Annotated in this window: 17 protein-coding genes and 1 tRNA gene; 11 read left to right on the top strand and 7 right to left on the bottom strand. The window is 65.3% G+C overall.

The window, feature by feature from the left end:
- Positions 1-2: 2 nt before the first annotated feature.
- On the top strand, positions 3-737 hold the full coding sequence (locus ACIA48_RS26405; RefSeq protein WP_396738662.1) for a VIT1/CCC1 transporter family protein: 735 nt from the start codon (positions 3-5) through the stop codon (positions 735-737).
- Positions 737-1,840 (top strand): esterase-like activity of phytase family protein, encoded by a 1,104-nt coding sequence (locus ACIA48_RS26400; protein ID WP_396738660.1) that lies wholly within the window; start codon positions 737-739, stop codon positions 1,838-1,840. Before ACIA48_RS26405 ends, ACIA48_RS26400 begins: the two co-directional genes overlap by 1 nt.
- Here ACIA48_RS26400 and ACIA48_RS26395 read toward each other — a convergent pair.
- A complete protein-coding gene (locus tag ACIA48_RS26395; RefSeq protein ID WP_396738658.1) occupies positions 1,837-3,042 on the bottom strand; it encodes an MFS transporter in 1,206 nt (401 codons plus the stop codon). The genes ACIA48_RS26400 and ACIA48_RS26395 overlap by 4 nt on opposite strands.
- A 29-nt stretch (positions 3,043-3,071) precedes the next feature.
- A complete protein-coding gene (locus tag ACIA48_RS26390; RefSeq protein ID WP_396738656.1) occupies positions 3,072-3,509 on the bottom strand; it encodes a MarR family winged helix-turn-helix transcriptional regulator in 438 nt (145 codons plus the stop codon).
- Positions 3,510-3,618: 109 nt separating this feature from the next.
- On the opposite strand from ACIA48_RS26390, the gene ACIA48_RS26385 reads away from it, so the two are divergent.
- The 6 genes from ACIA48_RS26385 to ACIA48_RS26360 all read left to right on the top strand — a co-directional run bounded on the left by ACIA48_RS26385 (position 3,619) and on the right by ACIA48_RS26360 (position 10,444).
- Positions 3,619-5,667, top strand: a complete 2,049-nt coding sequence (locus ACIA48_RS26385) for an ATP-binding cassette domain-containing protein (protein WP_396738654.1) — start codon at positions 3,619-3,621, stop codon at positions 5,665-5,667.
- On the top strand, positions 5,664-6,512 hold the full coding sequence (locus ACIA48_RS26380) for a CbiQ family ECF transporter T component (RefSeq protein WP_396738652.1): 849 nt from the start codon (positions 5,664-5,666) through the stop codon (positions 6,510-6,512). The genes ACIA48_RS26385 and ACIA48_RS26380 overlap by 4 nt, the downstream gene beginning before the upstream one ends.
- A 74-nt stretch (positions 6,513-6,586) precedes the next feature.
- The gene (locus tag ACIA48_RS26375; protein ID WP_396738650.1) at positions 6,587-8,104 is read left to right on the top strand and encodes a TldD/PmbA family protein; all 1,518 of its coding nucleotides are present in this window, start codon (positions 6,587-6,589) and stop codon (positions 8,102-8,104) included.
- Between the two features lie 3 nt (positions 8,105-8,107).
- Complete coding sequence (locus ACIA48_RS26370) at positions 8,108-9,484, top strand: metallopeptidase TldD-related protein (RefSeq protein WP_396738648.1); 1,377 nt, start codon at positions 8,108-8,110, stop codon at positions 9,482-9,484.
- A 7-nt stretch (positions 9,485-9,491) separates the two neighbouring features.
- Positions 9,492-10,340 carry a carboxymuconolactone decarboxylase family protein gene (locus ACIA48_RS26365; protein WP_396738646.1) on the top strand — a complete coding sequence of 283 codons (849 nt, stop codon included), beginning with the start codon at positions 9,492-9,494 and terminating at the stop codon, positions 10,338-10,340.
- Between the two features lie 30 nt (positions 10,341-10,370).
- Positions 10,371-10,444 (top strand) — tRNA-Ile (locus tag ACIA48_RS26360).
- 259 nt (positions 10,445-10,703) lie between these two features.
- Here the strand turns inward: ACIA48_RS26360 and ACIA48_RS26355 are convergent.
- Complete coding sequence (locus ACIA48_RS26355) at positions 10,704-11,741, bottom strand: hypothetical protein (RefSeq protein ID WP_396738644.1); 1,038 nt, start codon at positions 11,739-11,741, stop codon at positions 10,704-10,706.
- A gap of 596 nt (positions 11,742-12,337) precedes the next feature.
- Here ACIA48_RS26355 and ACIA48_RS26350 point away from each other — a divergent pair.
- Positions 12,338-12,958 carry an antibiotic biosynthesis monooxygenase family protein gene (locus tag ACIA48_RS26350; RefSeq protein ID WP_396738642.1) on the top strand — a complete coding sequence of 207 codons (621 nt, stop codon included), beginning with the start codon at positions 12,338-12,340 and terminating at the stop codon, positions 12,956-12,958.
- Positions 12,959-13,039: 81 nt separating this feature from the next.
- On the opposite strand, the gene ACIA48_RS26345 is transcribed toward ACIA48_RS26350, so the two are convergent.
- The 4 genes from ACIA48_RS26345 to ACIA48_RS26330 form a co-directional block, all read right to left on the bottom strand.
- Positions 13,040-13,417, bottom strand: a complete 378-nt coding sequence (locus tag ACIA48_RS26345; RefSeq protein ID WP_396738640.1) for a nuclear transport factor 2 family protein — start codon at positions 13,415-13,417, stop codon at positions 13,040-13,042.
- A 128-nt stretch (positions 13,418-13,545) separates the two neighbouring features.
- The gene (locus ACIA48_RS26340; RefSeq protein ID WP_396738638.1) at positions 13,546-13,881 is read right to left on the bottom strand and encodes a DUF732 domain-containing protein; all 336 of its coding nucleotides are present in this window, start codon (positions 13,879-13,881) and stop codon (positions 13,546-13,548) included.
- Between the two features lie 137 nt (positions 13,882-14,018).
- A complete protein-coding gene (locus ACIA48_RS26335) occupies positions 14,019-14,663 on the bottom strand; it encodes a class I SAM-dependent methyltransferase (RefSeq protein WP_396738637.1) in 645 nt (214 codons plus the stop codon).
- A gap of 27 nt (positions 14,664-14,690) precedes the next feature.
- Positions 14,691-15,923, bottom strand: a complete 1,233-nt coding sequence (locus ACIA48_RS26330) for an MFS transporter (RefSeq protein ID WP_396738636.1) — start codon at positions 15,921-15,923, stop codon at positions 14,691-14,693.
- 160 nt (positions 15,924-16,083) lie between these two features.
- Here ACIA48_RS26330 and ACIA48_RS26325 point away from each other — a divergent pair, with 160 nt between their 5' ends.
- Together ACIA48_RS26325 and ACIA48_RS26320 are read left to right on the top strand one after the other, a co-directional pair.
- Positions 16,084-17,469 carry a class I tRNA ligase family protein gene (locus ACIA48_RS26325; protein WP_396738635.1) on the top strand — a complete coding sequence of 462 codons (1,386 nt, stop codon included), beginning with the start codon at positions 16,084-16,086 and terminating at the stop codon, positions 17,467-17,469.
- A 42-nt stretch (positions 17,470-17,511) separates the two neighbouring features.
- Complete coding sequence (locus tag ACIA48_RS26320; RefSeq protein WP_396738633.1) at positions 17,512-18,660, top strand: hypothetical protein; 1,149 nt, start codon at positions 17,512-17,514, stop codon at positions 18,658-18,660.
- Positions 18,661-18,692: the final 32 nt, after the last annotated feature.

Raw genomic sequence — 18,692 nt, 5'->3', positions numbered from 1 at the left:
CCATGGCAAAGGCGGGTACGGGCGGACCGGCAGCACCGACGGGCGTGCCACACAGCGCCACGCACCGGCACTCGAATGTGACGGGCGGCTGGTTGCGCGCCGCGACCTTCGGCGCGATGGACGGCCTCGTCAGTAACACGGCCCTCATCGCCGGTGTCGCGGCCGCGGCCGACGCACACACCGTCCTGATCAGCGGTATCGCCGGCATGCTGGCGGGCGCGTTTTCGATGGCGCTGGGGGAGTACACCTCGGTGAAGACCTCCAACGAGCAGATCGACTCCGAGGTCCTCGTCGAAGAGCGCGCGTTCCGCAAGCATCCGCAGGCCGAGCGGAGCGAGCTGGTGGCGATGCTGATGGATATGGGAATGGAACGCGAGACCGCCGCCAGGGCGACCGACGAGATCCACCGCGACCAGAACCGCGCACTCAACTTTCACCTTGTCCAAGAACTCGGCATCGATCCCAGTGAGAAGCCGTCGCCGTGGGTCGCCGCCGGATCGTCGTTCGTGATGTTCACGATCGGTGCGATCATCCCGCTGATCCCGTATCTGCTCGGATTCGAATCGTTGTGGGGTGGATTGCTGTGCGGCGGCATCGGCCTGATGATCGCGGGCGGTCTAGCCGCACAGTTCACGAGGCGCCCCGTATGGTTTGCATCGTTGCGGCAGCTGGCATTCGGGGCGATCGCCATTGCCGCCACTTATGGCGTCGGCAGCCTCATCGATAAGCTCCTTTAGTGCCTATCCTTGCCCGCGGCGCGGCCGTGTGCTGCCTGTTGCTGCCGGTCTGCGGGGTCGCGACCGCAACGCCGTCCGGACCGACGTACGTCGGCCAGGTGGACATCGCGCGGGATACCACGTTCGCGGGAACTGTGGTCGGTGGCCTGTCGGGCATCAGTTACGACCCGGGCTCGCAGCTCTACTATGTCATCAGCGACGACAGGTCATCGAAGAATCCCGCTCGCTTCTACACTGCACGAATAGCGCTGTCGGATAACGGGATTGCTCAGGTCGAGTTCGTATCGACCCGCCCCTGGCTGGACACGGACGGTCAGCCGTTTCCGCCGCTCGACGCCAGCGCACGGCCGCCCGTGGTGCCGCCCGACCCCGAGGGCATCGCGTTCGACGCGCGGCGGCAGGTGCTGTACTGGTCCAGCGAGGGCGAACGCATCACCGACGACCCGAATGGCCCGGTTCTGCTCGACCCATGGGTGCGGATCGCCACGCTCGACGGCGGCTACATCGGCGAGTTCGCGCTGCCCCCGGTGCTGCGCATGTCGATGGACCCGAAGGGGCCTCGTCAGAACAACGGACTCGAAGGCCTCACCCTCAGCCCGAGTGGGCGATACCTGTGGGCGGGCATGGAAGGCCCCGGATACAACGACCGTGAATCGCCCACCGAAGCGGCGGGCGCGCTGACGCGGATCACCCGCTTCGATGTCGAATCACGTTCGGCGACAGCGCAGTACGCCTATCCGCTCGATCCGGCAACCGCTGGTCCGGGCAGCGACAACGGGTTGTCGGACCTGTTGGCGCTCGACGACGATAACTTCCTGGCGATCGAACGCGGCTTCGGCACCCACACTGCGGCACGCATCTATCGGGTCAGCGTCGGTGACGCCGAAGACGTGCTGGCGCGGTCGTCGCTCTCGGGAGTACCGGTGCGGACGATGCACAAGACGCTGCTCGTTGACCTGACGAGCGCGGTTGCGGCGCTGGACAACGTGGAGGGCCTCACGTTCGGGCCGACGCTTTCCGGCGGACGCCAGTCGCTGGTGCTGGTCAGCGACGACAATTTCTCGCCTAGCCAGATCACCCAGTTCCTGACGTTCGCGCTCTAGCTGTCGCTGCCGACGGTGATGGCCGTCGCCTCGCTGACGTCGTCGAGTTCCTCTTCGTCATCGATAGTCGTCAGATGGGAGCTACTGATCGCCAGGACACCGGCGGCAAGCAGTACTGCCGCCGCGCCGACCCAGTACGGCGCATGGACGTTGACCCGTTCACCGAGCACACCGGCCAGCCATGGCGCCAGTGCGGCACCGGAGAACCGCACGAAGCTGTAAGCCGCTGAGGCGACACCTCTTTCGATCGGTGCGGCCTTCATCACGGTCTCGGTGATCAACGTGTTGTTGATGCCGATGAACAACCCGGCAACCACCACACACGTCGCCAGCACGGTCTTATTGTCCGTGCCGAGGGCCATGAGCACCAGGGTCGCCGTCATGGCCAGCAGGTTCACCAGCAGCGTCGGCACCGTCCCGAAACGGTGTTGCAACCGCGGCGCGACGACCACCGACGTGAACGCCAACGCGACACCCCAGCCGAAGAAGATCAGACCGATCTCATGGGCGCTCATGTCGAGCGGGAACGGCGTGAACGCCAGCAATGTGAAGAAGCCGAAGTTGTACAGCAGCGCGGTGATTGCGACACCGAGCAGACCGCGGTGGCGAAGCGCCCGGAACGGGTCGGCCAGCGTCGTCGCGCGTTCGGCGGGTGGCGTCGACGGCAGCAGGAATGCGGTGACGACGACGGCGAACGCCATCAACGCCGACACCCCGAAGAACGGTCCGCGCCACGAGATCGACCCGAGCACACCGCCGACCAGTGGGCCGACCGCGATACCGACACCCAGCGCGGCTTCGTACAGGATGATCGCCTGCGCCACCGAGCCTCGCGCCGAGTTGACGATCGTCGCCAACGCCGTCGCGATGAACAGCGCATTACCCAGACCCCACAGCGCCCGCCAACCGACGATCTCGGTCACGGTCTCCGACATGCCGGCCAGGCCCGCGCCCGCGATGATCACCACAAGGCCGAGCAGCAGTGTGCGTTTCGGGCCGATGCGGCTGGCCACTACGCCGGTGATGAGCATCGCGACGCCCATCACCGCCATATAACTCGTGAACAACAACGACACCTGCGACGGCGATGCGTTCAGGTTGTCGGCGATCGGCTTGAGAATCGGGTCGACGAGGCCGATACCCATGAACGCGACGACGGACGCGAAGGCAACGGCCCAAACAGCTTTGGGTTGACGCCACATACGGGCGAATACTCCTTTTCGTATCGCGATTATTTGGCGGTGCTGGGGGAGGCGGCATCCGAGAGAAGCCCGCGCAACACACGCACCGCCTCACTGAGTGCCTGCCGGTCCGCGGCATCGAGACGCTCCAGATACGGATCGATGGCGGCTTCGCGGTCCACGCGCACCTGCCGCAACGTCTCGATTCCCTTGGACGTGATCTGGACCAGCACGGCCCGCGCATCGTCGGGGTCGACGCTGCGAGAGACGTAACCCCCGTCTTCGAGCCTGCGGACCTGGGTGGTCATCGTCGGCTGCGAGCAGTGATCGAGCACCGCAAGATCCGATATCCGGGTCGGCCCCTGGTCCTCGATCGTCGACAGCAGCCGCGCCTGCGCGAACGGCAGGGGTAGCCGTGCGCGCTGCGTGGCGAGTCGATTGATCCGGGCGACCACGTGCAACAGGTCGGCTCCGAGGGTCTGAGTCATGTCACCACTATTACATAGTTTGACTATGCAGTTCAAACCACGGCGAGACCGATTGCTGGTCGCAGTGAGGCGACGCCCGTTCTTAGAAATTGACTGGCAGAATCGTGCAATGGCCGTGACCGGGGATCTGGGCGTGACTCGCCGTTCCGGTGCGCTGAGCCCGGGCGAACTGGCCCAGGCATCGGTGATCGCGGCACTCTCAGCGGCGACAGCGATCATCGCCGTCGTCGTTCCCTTCGCCGCAGGCCTTTCGTTGCTCGGCACCGTCCCGATGGGTCTGCTGGCCTACCGTTACCGGCTGCGCGTGCTGCTCACCGCGACCGTGGCCGGCGCGATCATCGCGTTCCTGATCGCCGGCCTCGGCGGCTTCATGACCGTCGTCAACTGTGCCTACATCGGCGGGCTGACCGGCATCGTCAAGCGTCGAGGGCGCGGCACGACGACCGTTTTTCTCTGTTCACTCGTCGCCGGTGCGCTCTTCGGTGTCGTCGTCGTGACGGCCCTCGCGGTCCTGGCGCGGCTGCGACACCTGATCTTCGAATCGATGACTGCCAACGTCAGCGGGGTCGCCGCGATCATCGCGAGCGTCCCCAATATGGAGGGCCTGGCCGAACAGCTCAAGCGCGACTTCGCCACCGCCTTGGACTACTGGCCGATCTTGTTCTTCGCATCGTCGGTGTGGTCTATCGCGTTCGTCACACTCATCGGCTGGTGGGCGTTGTCGCGAGTGATGTCGCGACTGGTCACCATCCCTGATGTGCACAAGCTCGAGTCGTCGGCCGACACCGGAACGATCGCACCCGTGCCGACGCAGTTGCACGACGTCCGGTTCCGTTATCCGAATGCCGATCACGACGCGCTCGGCCCGGTGTCGCTGAATGTCGAACCGGGTGAGCACCTCGCGATCACCGGCGCCAACGGTTCGGGCAAGACCACTTTGATGCTGATGCTGGCCGGACGTGAACCGACTGCGGGCACCATCGACCGGCCCGGCGGTGTGGGGCTCGGCCGGCTCGGCGGTACGGCGGTGATCATGCAGCATCCCGAGAGTCAGGTGCTGGGCACCCGAGTCGCCGACGACGTGGTGTGGGGCCTGCCGCCAGGGAAGACCACCGATATTCCCAAGCTGCTCAGCGAGGTCGGGCTGGACGGATTGGCTGAGCGCGACACCGGCGGTCTGTCCGGCGGTGAGCTGCAGCGCCTCGCGGTCGCGGCGGCGCTGGCGCGCGAACCCTCTCTGCTGATCGCCGACGAGGTCACCAGCATGGTCGACCAAGACGGCCGCGGTGCGCTGATGTCGGTGTTGGCCGGGCTGACGAAACACCACGACATGTCGCTGGTGCACATCACCCACTACAACGACGAGGCCGATGCCGCCGACCGCGCCGTCAACCTGACCGGCAACGGTGGCGCCGCCGACAACACCGACATGGTGGAGACCGCCTCGGCGCCTGCGGCCACTGTGGCGGGGGATCACCCCGCCGACAAGCCGGTGCTCGAAGTCCGCGGCGTGAACCACGAATATGGCAGTGGAACACCTTGGGCTGCAATGGCTTTGCGTGATATCACCTTTACCGTCAACGAGGGCGACGGCTTGCTGATCCACGGGCTCAACGGGTCGGGCAAATCGACGCTGGCATGGATCATGGCGGGGCTCACCGTCCCAACCGGCGGCAACTGTCTGCTCGACGGGGAGCCGGTGTCCGATCAGGTTGGCGCCGTGGCCATCTCGTTCCAGGCCGCTCGCTTACAGCTGATGCGAGGTCGCGTCGATCTGGAGATCGCGTCGGCCGCCGGATTCTCACGGCGTGACCGTAAGCGGGTGGGCGAGGCGCTGGCCATGGTCGGCCTGGACAAGGCGCTGGCGAAGCGACGCATCGACCAGCTCAGCGGTGGCCAGATGCGCCGCGTGGTGCTGGCCGGGTTGTTGATGCGCAAGCCGCGTGCGCTGATCCTCGACGAACCGCTCGCCGGACTGGACGCGGCGAGTCAGCGCGGGCTGCTGAGACTCCTCGGTGAGCTGCGGCGCAACTCAGGACTGACCATCGTCATCATCTCCCACGACTTCTCGGGCCTCGAGGAAGTGTGTCCGCGCACTCTGCATCTGCACAACGGGGTGCTGGCCGCGACTCCGACGGCGGCGGGAGACAGATCGTGACCGCCCCGACCGCGAACAAGCGGCCGCGCCGGTCGGTCGTGCTGCTGCGCCCCGTTCCGGGTAACAGCGCCATCCATCGGCTGTGGGCGGGAACCAAGCTGCTCATGGTCGCGGCCATCGGTGTGTTGATGACCTTCTACCCGGGCTGGGTACCGATCGGCGCGGTTGCCGTACTGGTGCTCGTCGCCGCGCGGATCGCACGGATACCCCGGGGAGTGCTGCCTCCGATACCGGGCTGGCTTTGGATTCTGTTGTTCTTCGGCGGTCTCACAGCGACTTTCGCGGGTGGCAGCCCCGTCGTCGACTTGGGCTCGGTCGAGGTCGGGTTCGGCGGACTGTTCAACTTCCTGCGTATCACCGCGTTGTCGATCGTTCTGCTCGGCCTCGGCGCGATGGTGTCGTGGACGACGAACGTCGCCGAAATCGCGCCCGCCGTAGCCAAACTGGGGCGGCCGCTGAAGGCCTTGCGCATACCCGTCGACGAATGGGCGGTGGCGCTGGCGTTGGCGCTGCGGGCCTTCCCGATGCTGATCGACGAATTCCGTGTCCTCTACGCGGCGCGCAGGCTGCGGCCCAAGGGCGAGGCGGCCACCCGGCGAGGGCGCGTCCGCGCCGCAATGCTCGAGCTCGTCGACCTGCTCGCGGCGGCCGTCACCGTCTCTCTGCGGCGGGCCGATGAGATGGGCGACGCGATCACGGCTCGCGGCGGCGCAGGGCAGATTTCGGCACGTCCGTCGGGTCCGAAGGCTCTCGATTGGTGGGCGCTCACGATCGTGATCGTGGTGTGCGGGACGGCGCTCGCGCTGGAGCTCACGGTCCTGGGCACCAGCGCCGCCACGCGCTAGACACCCACTGCCGGCTAACTGAGACGTCGCTGCCGCCTGCATTGGCGTGTCGGGGCGGCTATTACGGTGGTGGCGTGACAGCGCAACGCCAAGTCGACCCCGACTTCCTCGCACTGCCGCGCCATGACCTGGCCGATGCGGCGTTGTCCGCGGCGATCGCCGCCGGAGCCAGCTACGCCGACCTGCGCGTACACGCGATCACGACAGAGCACATTCAGCTGCGCGACGGTGAGCTGGAAGCGGCCGTCGTAAACCGCGAGATCGGCCTGGCGGTGCGGGTCATCGTCGACGGCACCTGGGGCTTCGCCTCCCACGCCGAACTCCATCCCGGCACGGCCGCAGAGACGGCGCGCCGAGCCGTGCACGTCGCGGCGACGCTGGCGCCGTTGAACGCCGAGCGCATCGAACTGGCGCCCGAGCCGGTCTACTCGGATGTCAGCTGGGTGTCTGACTACCGCATCGACCCGTTCGGCATCGCTGCGGCGGACAAGGTCGCGGTGCTAGGTGAGTACTCCGGACGGCTGATGGCCGCCGACGGCGTCGACCACGTCTCGGCCGGGTTGCACGCGATGAAGGAGCAGACCTTCTACGCCGACACGTTCGGCTCGTCGATCACCCAGCAGCGCGTGCGGTTGATGCCGACGCTGGACGCCGTGACCGTGGATGCCGCGGCCGGGTCGTTCGAGACGATGCGCACGCTGGCGCCGCCGATGGCCCGGGGTTGGGAAGTCGTCGCGGGCGACGAGGTGTGGAATTGGTCCGACGAGCTGGCGCAGCTGCCGTCCCTGCTGGCCGAAAAGGCGAAGGCGCCCAGCGTTTTGGCGGGGCCGACGGACCTGGTGATCGACCCGACCAATCTGTGGTTGACGATCCACGAATCGATCGGGCACGCCACTGAGTACGATCGCGCGATCGGTTACGAGTCCGCATACGCGGGCACGTCTTTCGCGACGCCAGACAAGCTGGGCACCATGCGCTACGGATCGCCGGTGATGAATGTCACCGCCGACCGCACCGTCGAATACGGCTTGGCCAGTGTCGGTTACGACGATGACGGTGTGCAGGCCCAGAGCTGGGACCTGGTGCGCGACGGCATCTTTGTCGGCTATCAACTCGACCGGGTGTTCGCTCCTCGGCTGGGTGTTGCGCGGTCCAACGGCTGCTCGTACGCCGACTCGCCGCATCACGTACCGATCCAGCGGATGGCCAATGTGTCGCTGCAGCCCGGGACGGACGACTTGAGCACCGACGATCTCATTTCCCGCGTGCAGGACGGCATCTACATCGTCGGCGACAAATCGTGGTCGATCGACATGCAGCGCTACAACTTTCAGTTCACCGGGCAGCGGTTCTTCAGGATCCGCGACGGCCGCCTGGACGGTCAGCTGCGCGACGTCGCGTACCAGGCGACCACGACCGACTTCTGGGGATCGATGGAAGCCGTCGGCGGACCGTCGACGTGGCGCCTCGGCGGCGCGTTCAACTGTGGCAAGGCACAGCCGGGCCAGGTCGCGGCGGTCAGCCACGGCTGCCCGTCGGCGCTGTTCCGCGGGGTGAACGTACTCAATACGCGCGACGAGTCGGGGCGGTAGTCGGTGATCGGAGCACAGCAGGTAGTCGACCTTGCCCTGGCCGAGGCCAGTCGGCTGGGTAAGGCCGACGAGACTGTCGTCCTGGTGACCGACCGCGCGGACGCGTCGCTGCGGTGGGCGGGCAACTCGATGACCACCAACGGCGAATCGGTGAGTCGCAGCACTGCGGTGATATCGATTGTGCGACAAGGAAAGACCGCGCGGGTCGGGTCGGTGCGGTCCAGTGACGTAGACCCGTCGTCGATCGCCGGCCTGGTGGCGGCGTCGCAGCACACGGCGCTCTCAGCGCCCGACGCTCCGGACAGCGCGCCGCCGTTGCCCGCGGGTGACGCACCTCTTGATTGGGACGCCCCGGTGGCGGGCACCAGCGTGCAGGCGTTTCTCGACGTGGCAGGCAGCCTCGCGGCACGCGGGTTCAGCGGTACGGATCAGCTGTACGGGTTCGCCACGCACAAGGTCGAGACGACGTTCCTGGCCACCTCGACCGGGCAGCGGCGGCGTTTCACCCAGCCCACGGGCTCAGTGGAGATCAACGGCAAGCGTGACGAGGCCAGCGCATGGGTTGGCTTCAGCACGCCCGACTTCGGTGACGTGCCAACGGATTCGATGCTCGAGCGACTGTCGACTCGGCTGAGCTGGGCGAAGCGCAGCGTCGAATTGCCCGCCGGCCGGTACGAAACGATCATGCCGCCGTCGACAGTTGCGGACATGATGATCTATCTGTGGTGGACGATGGACGGCCGCGGCGCCGAGGAGGGCCGCACCGCACTGTCGGCTCCCGGCGGCGGGACGCGGGTGGGGGAGAAGCTCACCGATCTCCCGTTGACGCTGTATTCCGATCCCTTCGCCGAGGGGTTGGCGTGTACACCGTTCGTGACGGCGTCGGCGTCGTCGGAGCGCGCATCGGTGTTCGACAACGGGATGGATATCGGGCGCGCGGACTGGATCCGCGACGGCACGATCAGCACGTTGGCGTATCCGCGTGCGTCGGCCTCGGAGTTCGGCGCGCCGGTCGCGGTGCCCGCGGACAACCTGCTGATGACCGGCGGGACGGCCAGTCTGGCGGACATGATCGCGAGCACCGAGCGGGGTCTGCTGCTGACGACGCTGTGGTACATCCGCGAGGTCGACCCGGCGGTGCTGCTGCTGACGGGCCTGACCCGCGACGGCGTCTACCTCGTCGAAGACGGTGAGGTGACGGCCGCCGTCAACAATTTCCGCTTCAACGAGAGCCCGCTGGACCTGCTGCGGCGGGCCACCGAGGCCGGCGCCACCGACCGCACGCTGCCGCGGGAGTGGGGCGACTGGGTGACGCGGGTGACGATGCCGTCGCTGCGGATACCCGACTTCCACATGTCCTCGGTGAGTCAGGCGCAATAATCGGTCGATGAGCGACGAAAACCTGGCCGAGCGGATCGCCGCCCTGGTCGCGATGTCATCAGGGGACGGGCGCCTCGACACGCTGACGAGGCTGACGTGCGGCAGGGCGTTGTCGTTGCATCCGCTGCCGATGGAGATCGACCTGATCGACGGAGGCGCTGAGCACGAGCCGCTGGTGTGTACGTTCGCCGAACAGTTCGCGGTCGACGTATCGGGCATCACCGACAACCAGCGCAAGCTGCTGTCAACAGCGCTAGGTAACAACGTGTTTCGGACCGTTGTGATGATCTTCGTCGCGGACTTCGTCCCGCGGGTGTGGGCGGGGTTCGAGGCGTTGGGGCTGCGCAGGGCTGGCAACGGCGGTGACGTCGTCGAGTGGGATCACGACTCCGACCCGACGGACGCCCTGCTGAACGGGTTCCTGCCCGCAGTGGCGCGCCTGCGCGGGCTGGATCCGGTGACGACGGAGGTTGTGCGGCTGCGGGGGGCGGCGCAGCACAACTGCCGACTGTGCAAGTCGCGGCGGGAGACCAGTGCGCTGGATGCCGGCGGGTCGGAGCACCTGTACAGCGACATCGAGCAGTACGAGTCATCGGAGAAGTTGACCGATGCGCACAAGGCGGCGTTGCGGTTCGTCGACGCGATGATCTGGACGCCGTCGCAGATCACGTCCGAGATCGCCGCTGGGGTGCGACGGCATTTCTCGGAGGATCAGGCGTTCGAGTTGACGCTGGACATCATGCGCAACGCGGCCAACAAGATCATGGTGTCGCTGGGGGTTGACGCCCCACTGGTGACCGACGGCACCGAGCTGTTCTCGGTCGATGCCGACGGGCAGACGGTCTCTGCCGGTTAGGACATGCGAATATAGGTGCCGCATCAGCTGGGGGCGGTAGCTCAGTTGGTTAGAGCCGTGGACTCATAATCCATTGGTCGCGGGTTCGAGCCCCGCCCGCCCCACTTTCTTTGTGTATGACATCGGTGATGGTTGACGTTTTGACTTCGGCTGATGCGCGACAGTGTTTCGACTGATGCTTTACACCTATTCCGGTTGATCCTTGACACTCCCTAGATGAGGGAGTTGAGCGTCGCCTACAAGCGGTATGAAGCCGGTGGTCCTGAAGGGCTGAGCAGATTTGTGATTGCCACCCGACACCAGGACGGCCAGCGTGTTGGTGCTGCACTGCGCGCGGGTTCTTCCCCAAAACCACCGCTGCGGTCAATCCACCCGGGGAAAGCGTTTCCCGGCTCCTGCGTCAAGACGTAATTGCGACGCCCGCGCGCGCGCTTCGGCGGCTCGCCCGCGGGCTTCGGCGGCTTCTGCCTGCGCCCTTGCTTCCGCTGCGCGGGCTTGGGCTTCGGCGGCCTCAGCTTGCTTCTTCGCTTCGGCGGCGCGTGCTTCGGTATCGGCGGCTTCGGCTTGCGCCTGCAGGCAGGCACCCACCTCGGCGGCGCGGGCCCGGGCTTCGGCGGCTTCTGCCTGCGCCCAGGCTTCGGCGGCGCGTGCTTGTGCTTCGGCGGCTGCTGCTTGCTTTCTTGCTTCGGCGGCGCGGGCTTGGGCTTCGGCGGCTTCTGCTTGTGCCCACACCTCGGCGGCGCGTGCGTGGGCTTCGGCGGCTTCTGCCAGCTTCCTCGTCTCGGCGGCGCGTGCCTCAGTTTCGGCAGCTTCTGTCCGCGCCCGTGAGTAGGCCTTGGCTTCGGCGGCGTGGGTTTGGGCTTCGGTGACTCCCGCTTGCGCCTTGACCTCGGCAATCAAAGCTTCGGATTCGGCGGCTAGCGCTTCGGATTCGGCGGCTAGCGCTTGCGCTTCGATGGCTTTTGCCTGCGCTCGAGCCTCGGCGGCCAGCGCTTCGGCTTCAGCGACCAGCGCTTCGGAACTGGCGGCCAAGGCCTGGGCTTCGGTGGCTTCTGCCCGCGCTCGCGTCTCGGCGGCCTGCGCTTCGGCTTCGGCAGCTTCTCTGCGCGCACGCTCTTCCAAGTCCCGCTGCGGCGGATCCGGTGGGGCTTGCGCCCACCCTCGGTCGCCGCGTCCTGCGCTGCGCCCTTTCTCGTGGCGACCCGCGACCTGCCTACGGTGCTCACCCAATCTCTGCTGGTCAGCCAGGAGTTCGATGAGGACTAGAGCCAATGCGGCCAGAAGCAGCAGCGGCACGAAGAGCGATGGGCGTGTGGCCACCCCGGCGAAGCCGACTACAGCCAGCGGCACCGCGACTAGCATGGCGAGCGACGGATACCGCTCGCCTAATCGGACGATCACGTGCGCACCATCCATGAACTGAGATCCGGCCAAGTATCGGCCGTCCTGGAAGACCTCACGTTTCCATCCCTCCGCAGAGATGTTGGCCTTCGTATTGTGACGGACGACACGGCGGCAGGATAGATCTAACACACGTTTAATCGGCGGGAAGGCCGCGTACGACCAATCGGACGAGCCAACGCCATCGCCGAGCGGATCACGGCGAGGGTCGATCTAGCCCTCCGCGGGCCGGGACAATCAAGCGCACGGCACACGCCATCCAAATAGCAAACACTTGCTCGCGGCGCCGCTCGCGTTCGGGCGTTTCGGCCCCGACTTCACCCCGAATCGGCGGCTACACCGATTGACGGACTCTTCATCTTTACGGGCACACACAGAGAGCAGACAGCGGGCGTCGATATGCTGCCCGAGCGACCCGCGCCCGCCGACAGCGACTGCGGCTGCGGCTGCGACAAGTTCAGTCGTGGTGTGGTGCATCGCGACGTGAGTATCGGTCTTGTTCCGATGACACCTTGCCGCACACTGCCCGACGGAGGACGATAAATCCCGACGGCAGCGCCGTCGAGACGCTGCCCCGTCATCAGAGGAGGCAGATTGTGTATGCGCGAACGACCACCCTTCAATCGAACACTGGGTCAATCGACGTCGGCATTGCCAATGTCCGTGACAACGTGATGTCCGAACTCGAGGGCATCGACGGTTATATCGGTCTTTCGCTGTTGATCGACCGGTCATCGGGCCGCTGCATCGTCACCACCGCCTGGGAGACCGAAGAGGCGATGCGCGCCAGCAACGAGGCGGTACGGGAAATTCGTCAACGCGCCGCAGAGCAGTTCGGCGGCGAACCGGACATCGCGGAATGGGAAATCGCGGTCCTACACCGTGACCATGAGTCCCGCGAGGGCGCCTGCGTCCGCGCCACCTGGGTCAAGGTAGAGCCCGACCAGATCGAGCGGGGCATCGATATCTTCAAGATGGGGGTACTGCCGGCGTTGAACGACCACGAAGGGCTCTGCAGCGTAAGCCTGTTGGTCGACAGAGCAACGGGACGCGGAGTGTCCTCGGTGGCCTACGACAGCGTCGAAGCACTGCAGCACAACATGAGCAAGATCGAGGAACTGAGGTCTGCAAGTACGCGGGAAGCCTCCGCAGAGGTCCTCGACGAATGCAACTTCGAGTTGGCGATCGCCCATCTGCACGTTCCCGAGATGGCCTGACCGGCCGCCGTTATTTCCTCTCGCTCACGAAAGGAACATCGGAAAGTAGAGAGATCCCAACACAGCGGGTGACAATCCGCTTCAATACGTCTCGAACGCAGGCAACTCGTTCCAGCTGGGCCACGTCGTCTCCCAGACGCGGGTGATCCGGCCGTCCTCGAAGGCGGCGATGAGCACTACTTCGATACGCGTAGGAGTCTCGTCGGGGCGGCTCGTAGTGATCCAGACCCGGCCGGCGACCTTGTCCTCCGTCTCGACCCACGCCTCTTCGTCGTACTCAACGGCGTAACTGATCTCTGTGCCGTACACGGTGCGGTGACTCGCTACGAACTCGTCGAAGTTCTGCGCCACCCCATTCGAGTACATCACGAACGACGGATCGTAGAACCGGTCCGCGGCCCTGATGTCCTTGGCGACCACCATCTCCTCGAACATCTTGCGCAACACAGCGACACTCATAGCCACAGTCTCCGGGACGAGGTGGCGCTCACGGTGTATTTCGCGCCGCGAGTGCCGCAGCCACGCCCGCGTGCTCGTCGACCCAGATCGTCGCGGGACTGGCGCGATAGTGGTGCCGGTGTGCGCGTTCAGGCGAATAGCGAGTCGTTGTGCTTGGGGCAGAACGCGGCGACCGCTGAACTTCCTATGCCGTCTGCCTCCTTTTCCGTGAAAATCCCCTTGGCAACGATACTTTCGACCGCGGACAGATACGACGTATGCCCGGGAGATCTGTCCAGCGCCGCGCAAACCATCCGGCCTTCGGCGACGACTTCGTCAAAGGAAACACGGCCCTGATAGTTGACCCCGTTCCCGCTGAGCGCCTTCGAGAACCAGTCCTCGGGAGTTGGTTCGGCGAGAGCCACCGGGCTGAGGGTAAGAGCCACGGCGGTGAACGATACCGCGAACATTACAACAGGCCTCATGGGTCGCCTCCTTCGCAGAGAAGGCAGACGATACTCCCGCACGTCGCGCTGCGGTTCAGTTCTGCCGGGTCAACGGCAGGATGGGGTGTTACCGCTCAAACTACTTCTACACGCAACGTTTTCGCGCCCAGCCTACGTCACGAAACCGCGGTCAGGATGATGCTGGCCGCATACCGCGCCGGCACATATCCGAGGTAGCGCCAGCTGACACCCAAGTCGCCGAGCTCGATGAGGGCCCGCATCTCGTGCTCGTAGTACCGGTCGTAGTTGAACAGCTCGTCGAACACGATGACGGTTCCGGCGGTGAGGCGTTCGCGGATCGCCGAGAAGACGGTCGCGGTTGAACTGTAGAGATCACAATCGATGTGGGCGAACGCCACCTGGCCCGGGTGGGTCTCGACGAAGCCGGGCACTGTGTCCTCGAACCAGCCGTCGATGAGCTCGACATTGCCGGGAACTTCCGACGGGCGACCGGTGAACGCGCCCTTCGACCAAGTCTCGTCGTCTGACACGACCCACTCCTCGGGCAGTCCCTCGAAGCTGTCGAATCCATACAGAGGTGCGTCGGCTGCCGCGGCACACTCTGCGAGCGTCGCGGTGGATGTCCCGATGCTGACACCGAATTCGAGCCAGAGGCCGGGGATCTGGACGTGCGTGGTGGCCTCACGCAGGTGCTGTGCCCTGGCGAGATCGCTGGGTTCGGCCTCGAACGGCTTGGACGCCAGGAGCCGCGCAACCTCGTCGCGCGCGGCGGACTGCAGAAATGTAGTGGTGGTCATCATGATGTTCTTTCCTTTCCAATTTGGTTGTTACTTGGGTTCTTCGGTCTGCAGATGACGCGCCAGCGGGATGCACAGCGCGGCACCGAGCAGTCCGACGACAACTGTGGTGGTGGCGACCATGTGGGGCCCGCCGTTTTCGAGGCTTGCCGCGGCCAACAGCGGCGACACGATCCATGCGACCGGCAGCGTGGTGGCCCATACACCGTGGTACATGCCACGTCGCTCCGGTGGCGCGATCCGGTGGACGACGCCGACGCCGACAACGAACCAGGCTGTCTCGCCGAGCGCTACCCCGAAGCCCGCCGCGCTGAAACCCGTTGTGGTGGTGGCAAATGCGGCGATTGCCATACACGCCGTCGTCCACAGCGTCGCGGCCGCCAAGATGTCCAGTCTCGGACGAATCGCGATTCGCTCACTCAGCCACGGTGTAATCACGGGCGTCAGCAGGACAACTCCGAGTGCGTTCGCCACCTGTGCCCAGCCGAACGCGTCTGGGCCGAGGCCGTGCAACCGCATCACCATCGGTATGTCGGCGAAAAGGGCGGTCATCACCGTCAACGTCGCCACGCTGGAGAGGTAGAGCAGGACAAGGCGCCTGTCGGCGAACGCCTGCCGGTAGCCCGTCATTGCAGCGGCCGGCGTCGTGCTAAGCGATTCGCGGGGCAGGCACGACAGCGCCAGCGCGGCGAAGGTCGCACACGCGGCCGCATGCACCAGGAATAGTGCCGGCACACCGATCCGAATCGCCAACAGCCCGCCGAGCGCACCGGTGATGGCTCCGCCACCGTTGACCACCCATCCATAGCGGAAGGCGTCGATTCTTGCCCGCTGTGCGCTATCCGGGATCAGCTCGGTGATCGCAGCACTGATGATCGGGCGCGGTGCATCGAACAGGAGGCCGAACACCACGGCACCGCCGACCAACATCGGCACGCTGTGCGACACGGCCAGCGCGCACAGCACCGCGGCCGCACCGACCATCGCCGTCATCAACGTCAGACGTCCGCCGATGCGGTCGACCAGCGAGCCACAGATCAGTAGGCCTAGCACCCAGCCAGCACCGCACGCCGCCAACACGAGGCTGACGACCGTGGGGCCGTGCCCACGATCGGCGACGAAGTAGCTCATGAAGGGATAGGCGAATCCCAACGCGCGCACCAGAAAGCTGCCGACGAGCAGCAGCCAGATCTGCGGCGGGCAGTCGGCGAAGCCAGAGCGACCAACGCGGGGCGGTGCCTGGTCCCTCGCCGTAGATGTCATGGGGAAAACGTATGTGGGCGTGGAACAAGCGGATATCCGCTGATCGGCCGTCGCAGCGGGGAGGCCACTTGTCCGCCGATTGGGGGACAGCGGTTTCACCAGGCCGGTGGGCCGATCGACCTATGCCAACGTGTCGTCGGCGTTCATAGTGTTCTGCCTTATGACTGAACAGCACACCGACGTGATCTTCACGCCGCCACCGACTCCCAACGGTGGCCTACACGTCGGACATGTATCGGGACCGTATCTGCGCGCAGACCTGAATCGACGGCTGCTCGGTGCGGTCGGTAGCCATGCGGCGCACGTGTCGCACATCGACAACTACCAGACCTATGTGGCCAGGAAAGCCAGTCAGCTCGGTCAGGAGACGCTGCAGTTCCGCGACGAGATGACCGCATTGATCCGGTCCGACTTCCAAGGCTTCGGAATACGTTTCGACCAGGTCATCGACAACACCACCGATGACTACCGCGCCTACCTCGACACGGGTCTTGCCGAACTGTTCGGCAGCGACCGAGCCCTTCGGCAGCCGGAGTTCGTCGCTGCCGACACCTGGCAGGGGGCCGTCGAAGCATTCGCCTCCGGAACCTGCCCCACCTGTCTGCAGCGTGCCTTCCTCAACGTATGCGAGAACTGTGGCAACCCGATGGACCTCACACGCGTCATCGGCCCTGTCGAGGAGTCCACCGGCTCCGGCGAATTCGTCGAGGTCGACGACTCGCCGCTGCCGACGGTGCTGATGATCGACGGCGACGACGTTTTGTGGCTGCAGAGTCGGCACCGTGAGATCGGCTTGGACAATCCGGCTTTGGTTCGGTTCATCGACGAGCTGGAACCCGGTCGCGTCGCGCTGACCTTCCGCAGCGAGTACGGATACACGGTCGCGCCAGGCAGGGTGATCAACCCGTGGTTCGAGATCTTCTTCGCGCATTGCTATGCGCTGGGACAGCTCATGGGTCTGCCGACCGACATCAGTTTCGATCAGCTCAAGAGAGAGCTGTCGACGGCTGGGTGCCGGCCGCGGGTCACCTGCTACTTCGGATTCGACAACAGCTACTACTACGCCGTGTTGTTCCCGCTGCTCGCGCGGATCCTCGATGTTCCCGAGATGATGCCAGTCACGCTGAAGGCCAACAGGTTTCTTCGCATCGGGGGCAGCAAGGTGTCCTCGAGCAGGGGCAACGTAATCTGGGCGCACGACCTGGCGTCGCGCCATTCGGCAATGTCCCTTCGGGGCGCTTTGGCGACGGTGTCACCGGAGGTGGCCGAGCTGGACTTCCGAGAGGAAATGCTGGAGGAGCAATCGTCGTGGCCGGCTCCGTCTGACTCGGCGTGTTCCATGTTCGAGCATCCGGCCACACTGACCGGCAAGACCTTTCGTTCGAATCTCGAACGGATCGCCTCTCCCGAGAGGTTCTCTATCGCATTGATTCTCAACAGGATCGGCAATGCGGTGAAATTCGCCGAATCCGTCCATGCGTCCGACGCTGAGCGCGTCGAACTGTTGGGGATGGTCGCCCATCTACGGGCCGTCCTAGAGATCTAGTCACCCCCAAATCAACTTTCCTCAACGTTCGAAAGGATCATCATGAAAACACTGGTCAACCCACCCAAGCTGCTGCTGATCGGCATCGGCGACGTCACCATCAGGCTCGCGCATCTTCTCGCCACGAACGACCAGCCGGTCGACATCGTCATGGCGGGTCGTTCGCTGGAGAGGGCCACCCGCTTCGCCAACCTCACCAAGCTGGCGGCGTCGAACCTCGGCCACTATCGCAACGTCGAAGCGCTTGCGGTGGACCTCGCTGATATTGACCGCACCGCGGCGGAGATCCGTCGCATCCAGCCCGACCTCATTTTCATGGGTGCCTCCGTCCAGGCCGCGCGCGCGATCATGGACACCGCGCCAGAAACCTTCAAAGAGCTGGATCAGGCGCAACTCGGACCATGGCTGCCGATGCACCTCGCATTGAATTACGAACTCATGCAGGCGGTCCGCCTTGCCGAGTCCCACGCGGTCGTCGTCAACGCCGCCTACCCGGATGCGGTCGGCCCGGCCCTGGCCACCATAGGTCTGGCTCCGCACATCGGTATCGGCAACATCGCCAACGTCGTCCCCGGCATCACGTGGGCTGCGGCGCAGGAACTGGACACCCACCCCAGTGAGATCGACATCAACCTGATTTGCCATCACTACTTCAGCCATCACGTGCACCGCTTCGGCGAAGCACACGGGATTCCCTACGGGCTGACCGTATTCCGAGATGGCGAAGAGCAGTTCGTCGATCACGACACGGTCTTCGCCCGGCTCGCGGCTACCCTGCGGCGCCAGGGCGGTAAGGACGGACAGCAGGTCACCGCGACGTCGGCGGCGCGTACGGTCTTGGCATTGCTCGGTAGCGATGTGCGTCAACTGCATTCGCCGGCACCGGGCGGCCTGCCCGGTGGATACCCGCTGCGGGTGTCGCGCGAGCGCATCGATCTGGTGCTGCCCGAGGGCCTTTCGTCGAGCGACGCCGAAGACATCAACCGTCGCTCGCAGATTCTCGACGGAATCGAGCGGATTTCGCCCGACGGCACAATCGTTTTCGCTGGCGAGCAGATGTCGATCCTCAACGACCTTCTGGGCTACCACTGCGAGAAGCTGCACGTCACCGATGCGCGGCAGGCGGCGACCGAGCTCAGGGCGAAGTACGAGCGGTACCTCGAGCACATCGGCTCCCCGCAGCTCGTCTGAACAACAACGACTACTGGAATTCAGGTAAAGAC

Origin of the sequence: Mycobacterium sp. NPDC051804 (assembly GCF_044452905.1) — a bacterium.
GTDB lineage: Bacteria > Actinomycetota > Actinomycetes > Mycobacteriales > Mycobacteriaceae > Mycobacterium.
This window is presented reverse-complemented; position numbering and strand designations above follow the sequence as displayed.

Coding starts and splice junctions, on each gene's coding strand:
- ACIA48_RS26325 (WP_396738635.1), top strand. CDS start 16,084: ATGACTGAACAGCACACCGACGTGATCTTCACGCCGCCACCGACTCCC.
- ACIA48_RS26345 (WP_396738640.1), bottom strand. CDS start 13,417: ATGAGTGTCGCTGTGTTGCGCAAGATGTTCGAGGAGATGGTGGTCGCC.
- ACIA48_RS26395 (WP_396738658.1), bottom strand. CDS start 3,042: ATGTGGCGTCAACCCAAAGCTGTTTGGGCCGTTGCCTTCGCGTCCGTC.
- ACIA48_RS26385 (WP_396738654.1), top strand. CDS start 3,619: ATGGCCGTGACCGGGGATCTGGGCGTGACTCGCCGTTCCGGTGCGCTG.
- ACIA48_RS26330 (WP_396738636.1), bottom strand. CDS start 15,923: ATGACATCTACGGCGAGGGACCAGGCACCGCCCCGCGTTGGTCGCTCT.
- ACIA48_RS26340 (WP_396738638.1), bottom strand. CDS start 13,881: ATGAGGCCTGTTGTAATGTTCGCGGTATCGTTCACCGCCGTGGCTCTT.
- ACIA48_RS26320 (WP_396738633.1), top strand. CDS start 17,512: ATGAAAACACTGGTCAACCCACCCAAGCTGCTGCTGATCGGCATCGGC.
- ACIA48_RS26390 (WP_396738656.1), bottom strand. CDS start 3,509: ATGACTCAGACCCTCGGAGCCGACCTGTTGCACGTGGTCGCCCGGATC.
- ACIA48_RS26405 (WP_396738662.1), top strand. CDS start 3: ATGGCAAAGGCGGGTACGGGCGGACCGGCAGCACCGACGGGCGTGCCA.
- ACIA48_RS26365 (WP_396738646.1), top strand. CDS start 9,492: ATGAGCGACGAAAACCTGGCCGAGCGGATCGCCGCCCTGGTCGCGATG.
- ACIA48_RS26335 (WP_396738637.1), bottom strand. CDS start 14,663: ATGATGACCACCACTACATTTCTGCAGTCCGCCGCGCGCGACGAGGTT.